This window comes from Clavibacter sp. GW821-FHT01D01 (genome assembly GCF_059422605.1).
Map to the genome: position 1 here is coordinate 1 of NZ_JBWKXC010000001.1, position 14,701 is coordinate 14,701.

A 14,701-nucleotide genomic window follows, 5' to 3' on the forward strand; every position below is an offset into this window, starting at 1 on the left:
CCGCTTCTGCTGGGTAGCGCGTGGGGGAGCCTCTGGGCCGCCGTCACCGCATGGCGCCAGGGCACGGGAGATGCGGCACCATGGCTCTTGGGTGCAGCAGTCATCGCCGGATCCCTCGCCGTGCCAGCGATCACGATCGCATCCCGACCGCTGGTGGCCTACTTCTTCGGCTCCTCCCGACGCACGTTCGCCATCATCATGCTCGTCGTCCTCACCATCGGAGGACCACGCCTGCTCCTCTCGCCCGAGGCCGTCATCGACGCCGTGACTCTGCTGGTCATCTCCGTCGTGCTCGCTGCCATCGCCGCGGGCGCGGCACGGTACGCACTGCGGCGTGAGACGCCCGACTCGCCAGAGGGTCTCGACAGCGCTGCATGACGTCACACAGTCCGCGCAGCAGCTCGGTGGCACAGAAGCCGTGGCTCGCAGTGGTTGAAGCGGGCCCTCTGCGATCTTCTTCGTAGTCGCTCACGGGTTCTTGCGCCCCGCGAACCCCTAGCCCCGGCTGGGGGTTCTCGCGTTGACCGCGCGACCTCTTGGCCCGTAGTCCGCCCGCTTCTTACTACCCGCGTTGCGACCGTACTGGGCTGTCGGTGTCCTCCAGTGAGGTCGCACACCCCCAGCGCGCCCATGCCACGTGCACCGACCGGACGCCTGCACCGTGGACGTCAACCGGTTCCTCAGGATGACCCCCAAGGGATCCCTCCCCGGACGCACCCCCACCGTATCGGCAGATCTTGTACTACGTACTTGACACACCCATTTTCCCCCTTGTACCGTCCAGGTGACACAGGAGGTGGGTCATGGTGGACCCGATAGCACTCGGCCTACCGCTGCTCGCGGTCACTCTCATTCTCACGTGCGCGATCGCGGTCTTTACTGCGTCGGCAAGACGACGGGCGGTGATTGCAGACGTGAATATTGACGCCATGCACATGTCGGCATTACGTAGAGCTCGCCAGAGAGCGGTCGCCGCGATCGGTGCCGCAGTCGTGGTCTCGGTTGTGATGTCGACGCTGGGCTTGAGCGTCGCCCCGCTCCTGGGCCTTCCGCTCCTATTAGCAGCACCGGTGTCTGCATCTGTCGGGCTACTGCTTTACAACCTCGTCCCTGCCGTGCGTCATGCCGTCTCGCCTTCCGCGGTGCGTAGCGCCTCACTCACCCCGCGAACTGTGGCGTCGTACCTCAGCGGCTCGCTGTCCCTGCCACCGATCATTGCCCTGATCTGTCTCGTGGCCTTCGTGATCGTCACGGGAGTCACGTCCTCGCCCGATGACCTCGGCCTGTCACGAGCGATCGCATTCACCTCGCCGGACACCGTGTCTGCGTCCAGCCCGTACGCCGGATGGTTCTACGGCCTGCCCCTTCTGGGCACCTGCGTCGTACTGGTCGTCGTCACGATCTCGACCATGGCCAGCATCAGCGCGACTCCTGCGTTCCCCGACCCCGCTCTCGTGAGTCTGGACACGGCCTGGCGGCGCGAGTCCATGCGCATCGTCTCGGCGATCGCGGTCTTCTCTCTCACGCTGCCCTTCGGCGGCGCCGCAGCCATTTCGGGACGGGCCCTGCTCTCCGCGGTCCTCCCGACCTCCCACCCAGGATGGACCGCGCTGGGCATCATGTTCGTGGCCACGGGACTGGTCAGCGTCGTCCTCTCCGGCGTCAGTCTCGCCTTCGCGACCCGTCACGCTCTCGCACTCCCCGGCGCCAGCCTCCGTGCAGCCGGGCCGACTCGATGACGCGCACCCCGGACCACCGGCTGTGATCCGCATCGACCCGAGCAGCGCCCTGCCTCCTTACGAACAGATTCGTGTGCAGATCGCGGACCTCGTTCGGGCGGGCACGTTACCTGCAGACCAGCGCCTGCCAACCGTCCGCCAGCTCGCAGCGGACCTGCAAGTCGCCCCCGGGACAGTCGGCAAGGCATACGCGCTCCTTGAGTCAGAAGGGCTCCTTGCCACCAACCGCTCGAAAGGCACGCGCGTGGCCGCTGGCCACCACCACGCCGCCACGGTCCAGGAAGCAGCGCAGCGATACGTCGCGACGGTCGCGGGAGTCGATCTAGAGCAAGCGCTCGGCGCGGTCCGAGCGGCATGGGCAACACGATCAGATCCATGACCGCGCAAATGCCTAAGCGCGAGAGACGTCCGACCCGTACTTCCTGTTTCAACAGGGAACCCCTCCCCGGACACCGATCTGAGCCGATCGGGGGCTCTGACCGGCGGGGACAAGACGAGCACCTGCGGGCCGAATGCCGGACCTCCTACAGTCGATCCATGCGCACTCCAGGGAGCATCAGCCGCGGTGGGATCTCATGGATCGTTGCCGCGGGAGCTGCGCTGTGGGTCGCCAGCTTCGCGGGTCTCCTGATCGCCTCGCCGTCGGGTACGCGGATCTCCAGTGACACCGCAGCCCAGCCGGTTGCCTATTGGGTAACGCTGATGCCGGTGGCAGTGGGAATTGCCCTCACTCTGCTGCTTCCTCATCCCTCGCCCCGCCGGCCAGTGGCCATCGACTCCCGGCGGCCCTTCCTCGTGACGACCATCGGTCTTGTCGTGCTGGCGGTCCTCTTTCCGGTTCTGACGGTCGCGGTTCCCCTCGTCGGCGAGTCCTACGTCCTGGGCAAGCTGGCTCTGTTCATGATCGTGCCGGCGATCCTGCTGCTTGCTGTCCGGAAGAGCGTGAGCATCATGTGGCGCAATGACGCTTCGCGGTGGTGGGCACCGGCGGTGGTGGTGCTGGTGTGGACGCTCTTGTCTCAGGTCGCCCCATGGAATCCGGTATTCGACCCGGCGGGGTCCGATCCGTCTCTCATCCTCACGGCGGCGATCGCGACCGCCGTCACCGCCGGTGTGGGCGAAGAGCTCTTCTATCGCCGCTGGTTGCAGACGCGACTAGAGGCCGCTCTGGGCGCCTGGCCGGGCATCGTCGTCGCCTCCCTCGCGTTCGCGCTCATGCACCTCGGCTCGCACGGGTCGGGCGCGCCGCTTCTCGACATTGCACGCGTCATCGTCATCCAGGGATCATTCGGGATGTTCGTGGGCGTGATGTGGTGGCGATACCGGAACCTCGCCGCCGTCATCCTCATCCACATCATCAGCAACGGCTGGGCTGTAGCTGCCGCCTTGCTCTGACAGATGGATCGCGTGGCTTGCGACCGCCTCCACGGTCTCAGTCATCGATTCCCACCTGGACACGATGTGGGCGTCCGTGACCGCATGCCATCGTGGGCGGATGATGTTCGTGGAGCCGCTGCCTGCCGCGTCCGTGGCGAGGTCATCGATGTAGAGCTTCCGGATCGCGCTCGTGTTGACCACGACTCGCCAGCCCGCGACCGCGACGCAGCGGTCATCTTCGAACAGCGCCGTGAAGCGGAGGACCTGCGACGCCCCGTCCCTGAGAACGTGGTCGAGCAGCTCGTCGGTGAGGTGCGGACGGAGCTCACGAAGAACAGGGAGCGCAGTCGCCCACTGCGGGTCACCTCGCTCCAGGTCGCGCAGCACGGGGGAAGAGGACATGCCCAGAACCTAGCGCCGCTATGCCACACGAGTTCGTCTCGACAAGGGATCCCTCAATGAGACACGAGGGGTGAGGTGCGTCGCCTTCGCGGCGTCACAGATGTGACGGCGAATACGAGTCCTCCGAGTATCAGACCCAACGCAATGAACGTCAGCGCCCAACTGCCGGAGTAGACCGTGACGGTCCCCGCACCATCAGCACGTGCCCACTCGCACGCGCGCCCAAGGGGCCACAATGCGACCGACCCCTCGACGACGTCGGACCTCTCGGACACCTCCGCCTGGGATGAGAACGGACCGTCCACGAGGCACTTGTAGGTCACGCCCTGATAGATGCTCATCCCGACCTGTGCCGCGCCGACGAAAAGTCCTGTCACGAGCAGAAGCATCCCGAGCACGACTTGCTCCGACCGAGAACGCAACCGCTGCTCCCCTACTCCTCCAGGTACACCCCGGGCGCAACCATTCGCCCTTCGTTGAGCCATTATGGTCGGCCGCTGCGCTGCTCCCCCTGGCCCAAGCGTCGCATTGGCTTGGCGCCCGAGAGGGGATCCCTACCCGGACGCCGGAGCCGAGTATCCGCATGGGCACCAATCGTTTGCGTCCAACGCTTCCGATTGCCTATGCTCACACCGCTCATGGGACACCTCATCTACGCCACGAACAGCCGCACTGAACTTGACGACCGAACTCTCGCGCACCTCCAGATCGTGATCACGAACAAGCTCCGCCGGAGGGAGTCGTTCGCGTTCTCGTGGAAGAACCCCGCCGTCAACGGCGACGGGCGCCGCACCATCTGGATAGCTGCCGAGATCTCGCTCGAGTTCGTCTACGACAGCGACCGCGCACCGGTGATCAACATGGCGTGGGTCGAAGCCCTCATGCTGGCCGCCAACGCGTCCCGCGGCCTGCACCTCGTCCCGGAGCCGGTCCAGCCGAGCTAGACCTGGTGCGCGCGCCGTTGTGCAGAGACGGCACTTCTGGGGTCACTTGGGGTTCTGGACCTTGTCCGCGGGCAGCCCGGCCATCGACGCCGGTGCTTCCGGAACATCGGTGAACTGCGGCAGGTCCAGGTGCTTTTCGACGGCGATCCGGACCGCGGTCGGCTGACGCGCGATCACCAACCGGAGCTCCCTCAACACGTCGCGTCGATCAAGACGTCGGGCACCAGGATCTGTCTCATCGATGCGGCTATCTCCCTCGGAGGGGGCAACGGCGTAGCTCAGGGCAATGTCGTTACAGGTCCGGTAGGGGAATGTCGATGACCGGCGGGTGCGCTTCCCATTCCGCCACTTCCTCTGCCGTGTGCTCTTGGGTCTCGAACCGCACCCCCACATGAGGCGGCACCAGCACGGACACGCGGCCATGCCCGACCGTCTCGAAGTGCACGAAAGCCGCTCTCGTGGCCGCAGCTTCGACGATCTGGTCCTGGAGCGCCGCCACGTCCGGTGCGGCATCGAGGTAGAAGAACTGGCCGTGGATCCGGAGTCTGGTGATCCGCATGCAAGGGTCTTCCTGATAGGTCGTACGTGGTGGAATCCACGTCGACGTCCCGGGGCACGGACGCAAAAATGAATGCCAGATGGCACGTCCGAACCTAGAACGAGTCGCGAGAACCGACTGCCCCCTTGCGAACCTCAGCACTCAGTGCAGTGCCTCTTGAGGGGAAGGTCGGCGTTCTCATGGGCCCGCCCCCTCGCCTCCACAGTGATCGGCGAGCCATCCTCGCCATCCGCGATCGCTCGCACGCTCGCGACGGGCATCGCACGTTCCGTCACGCCCCAGTCCGGTGGGGGACCGCCCACCGGACGGCCCCGATGGCGGAGGTCCGGCCCTTGCCCCGCCGGGGCCGCGAGTCTCAATTGACCCGTCCGGTGAAGTGTCCGGTGAAGGGGGTTCACGTGAGACACCTTCCGTGGCCTGTCAGCCGCTGATCGCGGCCTCCGCTCCCGCTCTCCGCCTTCCCGGAAGTCAGGGGTACGGAATCGCCGTCGAAATGGTCATGTCGCGGTCCACCCGGCAGGTCCTCGCCCGCCGCTCGACGCGTCGACACGGAGCCCGTGATCCGCTCCCGAGCGCGCCAGAGCCTCCCTCGCGTCAGATGTCGGCGAGCAGCAGCGCAGGGCCGTGACCTCGTGGGACGTCTCGCGGCCCGGTGACGTGCGAGAGGACGGACAGTCAGCCGCACGCCACCGCCATCCCCTCCGGTGTCGTCCTCGGAGGAGATGGCGGACGCAGCTTGTCGGAGCGCCACCCGATGCTCGCGCGGGTCAGCCCGTGTTCTGCAGCCCCGCCGCGATGCCGTTGACCGTGAGCAGGAGGAGCCGGTGGTCCGGATCCGTCGGGTCGGCCTGCCCGGGCGCGCCGCCCGCGGGAGCGTCCGTCGCCGTCCGCAGCGCGCGCAGCGCCCGCAGCTGGAGGAGCGACAGCGCGTCGACGTACGGGCTCCGGAGGCGCACCGCGCGGCGGAGCACCGGCCGGCCCTCGAGGATCTCGCCGCGGCCCGTGGCCTTCCGCACCCACTCGCGCGTCAGCTCCATCTCGCCGCTCACGAGCGCGGCGAGGTCGGGCCGGTCGCCGAGGGCGAGGTAGCGCTCGGCGAGGCGGCCGTCGGTCTTGGCGAGCGACATCTCGACGTTGTCGATCATCGACGTGAACAGCGGCCACTCGTCGTACGCCTTCCGGAGCACGGCCTCGTCGCCGACGGCGGCCAGCGCCGAGCCGAGCCCGAACCAGCCGGTGAGGTTGATCCGCGCCTGCGTCCACGCGAACACCCACGGGATCGCCCGCAGGTCCTCGAGCGACTCGACGGAGAGGCCGCGGCGGGCGGGACGCGACCCGAGCGCGAGCAGCCCGATCTCCTCCATGGGCGTGACCTGCGCGAACCACGGCGCGAAGCCGGGCGCCTTCACGAGCTCGAAGAACCGGGCGCGGGACGCCTCGTCCATGATGCGGACCATCTCGGCGGAGCCCTCCGCCGCGGCCGCGTTGCGCTCCTCGTTGGACGGGGCGGAGGCCAGCAGGGTGGCCGCCGCCATCTGCTCGATGTGACGGGCCGCGATGCGCTTGTCGCCGTAGTGGGCGAAGATCACCTCGCCCTGCTCGGTGAGCTTGAAGCGGCCGTCGACGGATCCCGGCGGCTGCGCCCGCACGGCGCGGTCGGCCGGCCCGCCGCCGCGACCGAGGGCGCCCCCGCGGCCGTGGAAGAGGGTCAGCTCGATGTCGTTCTCCCGCGCCCACGCGGCGATGCGCGCCTGCGCGTCGAACAGCGCGAAGGTCGCGGAGACGGGCCCGACGTCCTTCGAGGAGTCGGAGTAGCCGAGCATCACCTCGAGGTTCCGGCCGGTGGCGGTGAGGCGCGCCTCGACCTGCGGCAGGCGGATCATGCCGTCGAGGATCTCGGTGCTCGCGTCGAGGTCGGCGAACGTCTCGAACAGCGGGATCACGTCGAGGACGGGCGCCTCCTCCGCCGAGCCGAGCGCCAGCGCCGCCAGCTCGTGCACCGTGCGGATGTCGTCCGCGGACTGCGTGAACGAGACGATGAAGCGGGAGAACGGGGCGACGCCGTGCCGCTCCTGGAGGCGGGCGAGCGTGCGGAACACGTCCAGCACCTCGACCGTCATGGGGGCGAGCTCGGGCGCATCGGCACCGGATGCGGCGGCGTCGGCCGCCGCCCGCGCCTCGCGGAGCGCCTCGCGGTGCACCTGCGAGTGCTGGCGCACCTCCATCTCGGCCAGGTGGAAGCCGAAGGTCTCCGCCTGCCAGATGAGGCCCTGCAGCTCGCCGCCGGCGATGCGGTGCGCGCCGGCGCTCCGCAGCGAGCCCTGCAGCACCCGCAGGTCGGCGAGCAGCTCCGCGGCCGACGGGTAGGCGATCGGGTCGTCGTGGCGCTCCCGCGTCGCGGCGAGGCGTCCCGCGATGACGAGCAGCACGCGGCGGTGCAGCTCGGCGGGCGCGCGCGTGCCGATGCGGGCCGTGAGGTGCGGTGCGAGCGCGTCCTGCGCGGCGGCCAGCTCCCGCAGCTCCGGGCTCGGCGGGGTGTCGGCGTCGCCCAGGGTCAGCGAGCGGCCGACGCGGAGCGCGACCCGCTCGAGGCCGAGGAGGATGTGCTCGCTCGCGATCCCGGCGGCCTCCTCGGTGACGGCGGCGGTGACGTACGGGTTCCCGTCGCGGTCGGCGGCGATCCAGTTGCCGAGCCGGAAGAACGCGGGTGCCACGGCCTCGCGGACGCCGGCCTCGTCGCCCAGGAGCCAGTCGTCGAGCAGCCGGTAGACGCGCGGCACGACCTCGAACAGCGTCTGGTCGAAGACGCCCATGGCGGTGCGGACCTCGTCGAGCGGGGTCGGCCGGGTGGTGCGCAACGGCGAGGTGCGCCACAGGCCGTCGATCTCCTCGAGCAGGCGGCGGTCGACGTCCTGGCCCGTGAGGGTGCCCGCGGCGGCGCCGTCGCGCTCGGTGAGCAGGTCGCCGATGCGGCGGATCCCGGTGGCGACGGCCCGGCGGCGCGCCTCGGTGGGGTGCGCCGTGAGCACCGGGTGGAAGCGCATCTCGCCGAGTCGGCGCATGGCCTCCTCGCGACCGAGCTCCTCGGTGAGGCGGCCGACGGCGTCGGGGACGGAGTCGGGCACGAAGCCCGCGGCCGCCTCGCGCTCGCGGAGCACCCGCACGCGGTGGTGCTCCTCGGCGAGGTTCGCGAGGTGGAAGTAGCAGGTGAACGCGCGGGCGACCTGCTCCGCGCGCTCGGGCGTGAAGGTCGCGACGAGGCGCTCGGCGTCGTCGATGGACGCGTCGCGCGCGCTCTCGTACGCGTCGATCACCAGCTCGCGGAGACGCTCCACGTCGCGGAGGAGGTCGTCGCCCCCGGACTCGCGGAGCACCTGGCCGAGCAGGCCGCCCAGGTGGCTGACGTCGGATCGGAGGGCCGGCTCCACGGCGTCGCGGGTGCCGTCGCGGGTGGAGTCGTGCTCGAGGGGAAGCGGCTTCGGGGGAGTCGTCACGGTCACGAGGATACGGAACCCGGGAGGCGGATCCTGCGCATGACGTCCGAGGACGGCCTCCGGGACGACCGATCCCGCCGTCCGGGACCCCGGCGGGAACGGGATCAGGCGGCGGGTGCGGCGGGGGCCCGCTCGTCCCGCGGCATGCGCAGGGCCGCGTAGCCGGAGGCCGCGAGCAGCAGCACGGCGCCCGTGGCGAAGGCCACGGGGAACGAGACCGCGTCGGCGAGGTACCCGGCGACCAGCGGGCCGACGATGGCGCCGAGGTCCGCGACCATCGAGAACACCGCGACGGGGCGCCCGCTGCGGCCGCCGGCCGCGTCGCCGACCGCGGCGGCCGGCGCGGTGCCCATGAAGGAGGCCGCCGCGCCGAACAGGCAGAGCAGCACGGTGAGCACGATCACGTTCGGGGCGAACGGGATCGCGATCATCAGGACCCCCGCGACGCCGAACGCGCCGACGATGGCAGGGCGCCGCCCGACCGTGTCGACGAAGCGCGCGGCGGGCGCGAGCACGAGCGCCTGCACGACGGCGGCGCACGCGAACGCGATGCCGGTGGAGGCGGCCGGCTCCCGGATCACCTCGACCACGAGGAGCGGGATGAGCGAGCTGCGGACGCCCATGGACGCCCACCCGTTGCCGAGGTTCGCGAGGAGCGCCCCGCGGTACCGGGTGTCGCGCAGCACCTCGCGGAACGCGCGCGGCGCCTCGACGGGGGCCGCCGGGTCGACCCTGCCGGTGCGCTTCGAGAGGAGCAGCAGGCCGATGGCGCCGGCGACCGCGAGGGTGGCCGCGTAGAAGAAGAAGGGAGCGGTGAGCGAGATGGTCGCGAGGACGGCGCCGAGCGCGGGCCCCGCCATGCCGCCGATGAGGAAGCCGCCCTGGTAGAAGCCGATCGCGCGGGCGCGGCGCGCGGGATCCGTGGAGCCGAGCAGGAGCGTCATGGCGGCGACCGAGAACATGGCCGACCCGATGCCGCCCGCGCCGCGCAGGAGCAGGAGCTGCACGTAGTCCTGCGCGAGACCCGCGAGCCCCGAGGAGACCGCGACGACGCCGAGGCCGACGGCGAGCACGGTGCGCTCGCCGGTCCAGTCCATGAGGCGGGCGACGAACGGGCTCATCACGAGCCGCATCAGCGCGAACGCGGAGATGACGGCGCCGATCTCGAAGCTGCCGACCCCGAAGCTGCGCGCGTACACGGGGAGCACGGGCACGACCACGCCGAAGCCGACCATCACGAAGAACGCGATGATGCCGAGGACGAGCACGTCGCGCGGGAGCTTCGCCCGGGGGGCGCGGGGAGCGCGGGATCCGCGTGCGGCGCCGCGCGCGTCGGGCATCGACCCGTCGCCGGGGGCGTCCCCCGCTCCGGGCTGGGGGGTGCGCGCGGACCCCGCACGCCGGAAGGACCGCATGCTGCAAGCGTACGTCCGGCCTGCGGCGCGCGATGCCGCGGGCGGCGGTCGCGGACCCGGTCGCGGGAGCGGGCGCGCGTGCGAGCACGCGGGCGGGCCGCCCACCGTGCGCGTGGCCGTCAGCCGCGCCGCCTCCGCCACCAGCGCAGCCGACGCTCCGGGCGCGCGAGCGGCGCGTAGCCCGGGAGCGGGGTCGCGCCGGCGTCGAACGCATCCGCCCGGTCACCGCGTGCATTCACGGGCGCCCGCCCGGCCTCCGTCCTGTCCCGGCGAGCGCGCGCCTCCGCGACGGCGGCCGCGAGCCATCCTCCCGTGCCCAGCATCCGGCTCCCCCTGTCGTGGTCGTCGGGGCGATCCTCCCGCCCCCGGCGCGGGCGCACCAGGGCGCCCGCGGGATGTCACCCCATGTCGGAGCCGAGCTCGACCGTCGTGAAGATCGAGCCGATGAGCACGCCCGCGGGCGGCGACGTGTCCTCGCCCAGCTCCGGGAAGCGGTGCGCGAAGACCTCGGCGTCGTCCTCCGGGTGGTAGCCCATCGCCTCGCCCGCCGCGAGCGAGACCCAGCGGCGCGTGTTCCGGGAGACGCCCCACACGATGCGGTGGCCGGGCTCGTCGAGGCGGAGAGCCGCCTCCACCAGCCGGGCGGCGTCGCCCGGGGAGAGCCAGGTGGAGACGCTGCGGGCCTGCGACGGCTCGGGCTCGGCGGTCATGATCCGGACGCTCACGACCACGTGCCCGTTCCGGTCGGCGTAGAGGCTGCCGAGCCCCTCGAGCAGCACCTTGCTCAGGCCGTAGAAGGTGTCGGGCCGCGGTGCGGGTACGTCCTCGCGCGCCGCGTCGACGGCGGGCAGGAAGCCGACCGCGTGGACGGAGCTCGCCGCGAGGATCCGCGGGACGCCCGCCCGCACCACCGCCTCGTGCACGGCGTGGGCGCCGTCGTTGTTGACCGCCTGGATCGCCTCCCACGGGCGCTCGGCCGCGTGCGCCGCGAGGTGCACCACCAGGTCGGATCCGCGGAACGCCTCCGTGCACGCGTCGACGTCGGTCATGTCCACGATGGCGGAGGTCTCCCCCGCCTCGAGCGGCGTGGGCGGCTCCACCACGTCGAGCAGCCGCAGCTCGTGGCCGGCGGCGCGGAGGAGGGGACGGATGCTCGTCGCGATCCGGCCGGATCCTCCCGTGATCGTGATCGTGCCCATGTCGGATCCCCTCGTCGTCGGAAAGCGCCGCGGCCGCGCGGCCGTCCTCCCATCCTCCGGGACGGACGGCCGCGCGAGAAGGGCCGGTCGCCTCACTCGAACAGCCGGTTGACCCGCTCGTTCACCTGGTCGAGGGAGTCGACCGGCTCGCTGCCGATGTAGATGCTGTCCATGACGGGCTTCATGATCGACAGGATCTCCGCCGCGTTGTTCGTGACGGGGAACAGGATCGTGTCGCCCGCGTCGACGAGGTCGGTGAACGGCTTCACGTCGAACCCCTTGTCGGCGAAGGCCTCGATGGCCGCCTCGGTGCCGGCGGGGCGCGCCGGGAAGATGACGCCCTCCTCGCCGACGATGGTCTGGCAGGCGTCCGAGCCGAGGAAGGCGACCCAGCGGGCCGACTCCTCGGGGGCGTCCGTCTGCGCGCTGATGGAGTCGCCGAGCCCGTTGTACATGGAGACGGGGTGCCCGATCGGGCCGATGGGCACGCTGGCGATGCCGAGGTCGACGCCCTGGAGGCGCGCGTAGCTCGAGATGGTCCACGAGCCGTCCGCCACGAGGGCCGCCTGGCCGGAGCCGAGCTGCTGCACGAGGTTCGGCGCCGTGCCGACGCGCTCGTACGACGGCAGGTAGCCCTTGTCGACGAGGCCGAACAGCCACGCGATGGAGTCCTTGAAGCGCGGGTCGTCGTAGTTGTACCGGTCGCCCCAGACGGGCGCGTTGGTGAACTCCCACCCGGTCGCGCCGGCGAGCCACGACCACTGGGTCTGGCCGTTGGTGTCGCCCGCGCCGTTGGACCCGAGCCCGTAGGTGACGACGTCGTCGGGGTCGAAGCCCTCCTCGTCGCCGCGGACGCCGTTCGCGTCGACCGTCAGGTGCGCGATGACCTGCTCGAAGGTGCCGCCGTCCTCGGGGTTCCAGGTGAGGCCCTGGAGGTCGGCGGGCGTCATGCCCGCCTCGGCCAGCACCGCCTCGTCGTAGAACAGCGCGATGGTGTCGAAGTCCTTCGGCGACCCGTACTGCTTGCCGTCCTGGCCCACCCACAGCTCGGCGAGGCCCTCCTGGTAGTCGGCGGGATCGAGGTCGGCGGTCGCCGCGAAGTCGTCGAGCGGCAGGATCACCCCGCGGCTGACGAACTCGGGGTACTTGGTGAGGTGGTCCGTGAACACGTCGGGGCCGGCGCCCGCGACGAGTCCCGCGGTGAGCTTCTGCCAGTAGTCGCCCCACCCGTACTGCGTGATGCGGATGTCGATGTCGGGGTTCTCCGCCTCGAAGGCGGTGGCGCACTTCTCGTAGCCGGGCAGCTGCAGGGACTCCCACAGCCAGTAGTCGACCGCGGTGGTGCCGGCCGCGGCGCCGGGGGCTGCGGCGCAGCCGGTGAGGGCCGCGAAGGAGGCGGCCGCGACCGCGGCGGCGGCGAGCCTCCGCAGCCGGCGGCGCGCTCGGGTCGGACGGGGGGCGCGGGATGTCGTCGTCGACATGGTCGTGGTCCTCACTTGATGCCGTTGAAGCCGATGTTGTTGACGATGCGCTTGGCGAAGACCCCGAACAGCACGATCATCGGCAGCGCCGCCACGAGGGTCGCGGCCATGAGCCCCGACCAGTCCGGCCCGCCCTGCGGGCTCTGCGACTTGAAGGCGCCGAGCGCGACCGTCAGCACGCGCGAGTCGTCCGTGTAGCTGACCATGAGCGGCCAGAAGTAGTCGTTCCAGCTGGTCATGTAGGTGAGGATGCTCACCGTCGCGATGGGCGCCGCCGACATGGGGATGATCACCTTGAAGAAGATCGCGAGCTTGCTCGCGCCGTCCACCAGCGCCGCCTCCTCGACCTCCTTGGGCACGTTGAGGAAGAACTGCCGCAGGAAGAAGATCGCGAACGGCGTCATGAACAGCGACGGCAGCATGATGCCGAGCAGGCTGTCGATGAGGCCCAGCTGCTTCACGAGCAGGAAGTTCGGCAGCAGCGTGAAGATCACGGGCACCATGAGGGACAGCAGGAAGAACCCGAACACGAAGTCCCGTCCCCGCCAGACGAGGCGCGAGAACGCGTAGGCGGCCATGGCGGAGAAGAACACCTGGCACACCGTGACGGTCGTGGAGACGACGACGGAGTTGCCGAGGTAGCGCCAGAAGTCGAGCCTCGCGCCCGATCCGCCGTCGGCGATCGCGTCATCGACCGACTGGAGGCCGAAGACGCGGAGGAAGCCGTTCCAGGTGAAGTCGACGGGCAGGAGCGAGGTGGCGTTGCCGTAGAGGGCGCCGTTGCTCGACAGCGCCGTGCGGAGGATCCAGTAGAAGGGGAACACCGTGGCGAGGATGAGCAGGCCCATCACCACCCACGCGGCGATGCGGCCCCAGGGGACGGGTCGGCGGGGGCGGGCCGGGCGGGGCGCGCGGGGCGGGGCGTCGGCGCCGTCGGGACGGGGACGCGCCGTGGGAGGGCTCTGCAGCTGGGTCATGACGTCTCCTAGTTCAGGTCGGACTGGCCGGCGCGCGTGAGGCGGTACTGGAAGTAGGTGACGATGACCAGGATGATCAGCATCGCGACGCTCAGCGTCGAGGCGTAGCCGAAGTCGAACTGCGCGAACGCCTTGTCGTAGATGTAGACCTGCAGCAGCCGGGACGAGTCGACCGGTCCGCCGTTGGTCGTCACCGAGACGGTGTCGAAGACCTGGAACGAGCCGATCACCGAGATGATCAGCACGAGGCCGAGCACCGGGCGGAGCAGCGGCATCGTGATCCCGCGGAACATGCGGAACTCGCTCGCGCCGTCGACCCGGGCGGCCTCGTAGTAGTTGGCGGGGATGGCCTGCAGGCCGGCGAAGATCAGGAGCGCGGTGTAGCCCATGTGCCGCCAGACGTTCACGCCGGCGATGGTGGGGATGACCCACGCCTCGGTCGTGAAGAAGCCGATGCGGTCGAGGCCGATCCACTCGAGCAGCTGGTTGCCGATGCCGAGCTGGAAGTCGAGGATCCAGAGGAACACCAGGGCCGCGACCACGTTCGAGACGAGGTAGGGCGCGAGGATCACGCCGCGCAGCAGCGTCGACTGCGTCAGCCGCTGCATGAGCACGGCGATGCCGAGCGCGATCACGGTCTGGAACCCGATGTTGAGCACGACGTAGTAGATCGTGACGCGGGCCGCGTTCCAGAAGACCGGGTCGGCGAGCATGCGCTGGTAGTTCTCGATGCCGATGAAGCGGGCCGGGGACAGCAGGTCCCACGACGTGAAGCTCAGCCAGATGCCGCGCAGCAGGGGCCAGAAGTAGAAGACCACGAGCCCCACGGAGGCCGGGATGAGGAACAGCGCCGCGAGGCGGGTGTCGTCCCGCCGTCGCCCGCGGCGGGGCGGCGCCCCGCGCGAGGGCGGCCGCAGTCCGGTGGTGAGGGGGACCGCCGCCGGCGCGGGATCCGCGCTCCGGGCGTTCACGGAGAGTGCCATCGAGACTCCTTCGTCCATCCCGCTCCATCGCGGGCGGCGCGGCCGGTGGGGGCCCTCGCCGCCCTCAGTGTGACCACCGGCGACGAGGGGCACAACGCGCTCGGGTAACGAGACGGTAACGAATGGAAACG

The 14,701-nt window shown here is 70.5% G+C and carries 14 protein-coding genes; 5 read left to right on the forward strand and 9 right to left on the reverse strand.

Annotation, left to right across the window (positions count from 1 at the left end):
• The 4 genes from AC07VC_RS00005 to AC07VC_RS00020 form a co-directional block, all read left to right on the forward strand.
• Positions 1 to 378, forward strand: a 378-nt coding sequence (locus AC07VC_RS00005) for a hypothetical protein (RefSeq protein ID WP_494724440.1), incomplete at its 5' end; no start/stop codon positions are given.
• A gap of 425 nt (positions 379 to 803) precedes the next feature.
• Complete coding sequence (locus AC07VC_RS00010; protein WP_494674910.1) at positions 804 to 1,739, forward strand: hypothetical protein; 936 nt, start codon at positions 804 to 806, stop codon at positions 1,737 to 1,739.
• Between the two features lie 22 nt (positions 1,740 to 1,761).
• On the forward strand, positions 1,762 to 2,118 hold the full coding sequence (locus AC07VC_RS00015) for a GntR family transcriptional regulator (RefSeq protein WP_494724441.1): 357 nt from the start codon (positions 1,762 to 1,764) through the stop codon (positions 2,116 to 2,118).
• 158 nt (positions 2,119 to 2,276) lie between these two features.
• Positions 2,277 to 3,134, forward strand: coding sequence for a CPBP family intramembrane glutamic endopeptidase (locus AC07VC_RS00020; protein WP_494674908.1), 858 nt, complete (start codon positions 2,277 to 2,279; stop codon positions 3,132 to 3,134).
• On the opposite strand, the gene AC07VC_RS00025 is transcribed toward AC07VC_RS00020, so the two are convergent.
• Positions 3,024 to 3,518: a GNAT family N-acetyltransferase gene (locus tag AC07VC_RS00025; protein WP_494674907.1), complete on the reverse strand. Its 495-nt coding sequence runs from the start codon at positions 3,516 to 3,518 to the stop codon at positions 3,024 to 3,026. The two genes, AC07VC_RS00020 and AC07VC_RS00025, sit on opposite strands and share 111 nt — an antisense overlap.
• 638 nt (positions 3,519 to 4,156) lie before the next feature.
• Between AC07VC_RS00025 and AC07VC_RS00030 the strand changes: the two genes are divergently transcribed.
• Positions 4,157 to 4,462 (forward strand): DUF7882 family protein, encoded by a 306-nt coding sequence (locus tag AC07VC_RS00030; protein WP_094116877.1) that lies wholly within the window; start codon positions 4,157 to 4,159, stop codon positions 4,460 to 4,462.
• A gap of 42 nt (positions 4,463 to 4,504) precedes the next feature.
• Here AC07VC_RS00030 and AC07VC_RS00035 read toward each other — a convergent pair whose 3' ends face one another.
• From AC07VC_RS00035 to AC07VC_RS00070, 8 genes are all read right to left on the reverse strand, one after another.
• Entirely contained in the window at positions 4,505 to 4,660 is a 156-nt protein-coding gene (locus tag AC07VC_RS00035) for a hypothetical protein (protein WP_494674906.1), read from the reverse strand.
• 94 nt (positions 4,661 to 4,754) lie between these two features.
• On the reverse strand, positions 4,755 to 5,021 hold the full coding sequence (locus tag AC07VC_RS00040; protein WP_494674905.1) for a hypothetical protein: 267 nt from the start codon (positions 5,019 to 5,021) through the stop codon (positions 4,755 to 4,757).
• Positions 5,022 to 5,788: 767 nt separating this feature from the next.
• Positions 5,789 to 8,515, reverse strand: a complete 2,727-nt coding sequence (locus tag AC07VC_RS00045; protein WP_494674904.1) for a phosphoenolpyruvate carboxylase — start codon at positions 8,513 to 8,515, stop codon at positions 5,789 to 5,791.
• Between the two features lie 104 nt (positions 8,516 to 8,619).
• Positions 8,620 to 9,930, reverse strand: a complete 1,311-nt coding sequence (locus AC07VC_RS00050; RefSeq protein WP_494674903.1) for an MFS transporter — start codon at positions 9,928 to 9,930, stop codon at positions 8,620 to 8,622.
• Between the two features lie 398 nt (positions 9,931 to 10,328).
• A complete protein-coding gene (locus tag AC07VC_RS00055) occupies positions 10,329 to 11,129 on the reverse strand; it encodes an NAD-dependent epimerase/dehydratase family protein (protein WP_104291315.1) in 801 nt (266 codons plus the stop codon).
• Positions 11,130 to 11,221: 92 nt separating this feature from the next.
• Positions 11,222 to 12,610, reverse strand: a complete 1,389-nt coding sequence (locus AC07VC_RS00060) for an ABC transporter substrate-binding protein (RefSeq protein WP_494674902.1) — start codon at positions 12,608 to 12,610, stop codon at positions 11,222 to 11,224.
• Positions 12,611 to 12,621: 11 nt separating this feature from the next.
• Positions 12,622 to 13,587, reverse strand: coding sequence for a carbohydrate ABC transporter permease (locus AC07VC_RS00065; RefSeq protein ID WP_317229903.1), 966 nt, complete (start codon positions 13,585 to 13,587; stop codon positions 12,622 to 12,624).
• A gap of 8 nt (positions 13,588 to 13,595) precedes the next feature.
• The gene (locus AC07VC_RS00070) at positions 13,596 to 14,570 is read right to left on the reverse strand and encodes a carbohydrate ABC transporter permease (RefSeq protein ID WP_317229904.1); all 975 of its coding nucleotides are present in this window, start codon (positions 14,568 to 14,570) and stop codon (positions 13,596 to 13,598) included.
• Between the last annotated feature and the right edge of the window lie 131 nt (positions 14,571 to 14,701).

Excerpts from the sequence above, each read along its gene's own strand:
- AC07VC_RS00010 (WP_494674910.1), top strand. The coding sequence starts at position 804 with ATGGTGGACCCGATAGCACTCGGCCTACCGCTGCTCGCGGTCACTCTC.
- AC07VC_RS00020 (WP_494674908.1), top strand. The coding sequence starts at position 2,277 with ATGCGCACTCCAGGGAGCATCAGCCGCGGTGGGATCTCATGGATCGTT.
- AC07VC_RS00025 (WP_494674907.1), bottom strand. The coding sequence starts at position 3,518 with ATGTCCTCTTCCCCCGTGCTGCGCGACCTGGAGCGAGGTGACCCGCAG.
- AC07VC_RS00030 (WP_094116877.1), top strand. The coding sequence starts at position 4,157 with ATGGGACACCTCATCTACGCCACGAACAGCCGCACTGAACTTGACGAC.
- AC07VC_RS00040 (WP_494674905.1), bottom strand. The coding sequence starts at position 5,021 with ATGCGGATCACCAGACTCCGGATCCACGGCCAGTTCTTCTACCTCGAT.
- AC07VC_RS00050 (WP_494674903.1), bottom strand. The coding sequence starts at position 9,930 with ATGCGGTCCTTCCGGCGTGCGGGGTCCGCGCGCACCCCCCAGCCCGGA.
- AC07VC_RS00055 (WP_104291315.1), bottom strand. The coding sequence starts at position 11,129 with ATGGGCACGATCACGATCACGGGAGGATCCGGCCGGATCGCGACGAGC.
- AC07VC_RS00060 (WP_494674902.1), bottom strand. The coding sequence starts at position 12,610 with ATGTCGACGACGACATCCCGCGCCCCCCGTCCGACCCGAGCGCGCCGC.
- AC07VC_RS00065 (WP_317229903.1), bottom strand. The coding sequence starts at position 13,587 with ATGACCCAGCTGCAGAGCCCTCCCACGGCGCGTCCCCGTCCCGACGGC.
- AC07VC_RS00070 (WP_317229904.1), bottom strand. The coding sequence starts at position 14,570 with ATGGCACTCTCCGTGAACGCCCGGAGCGCGGATCCCGCGCCGGCGGCG.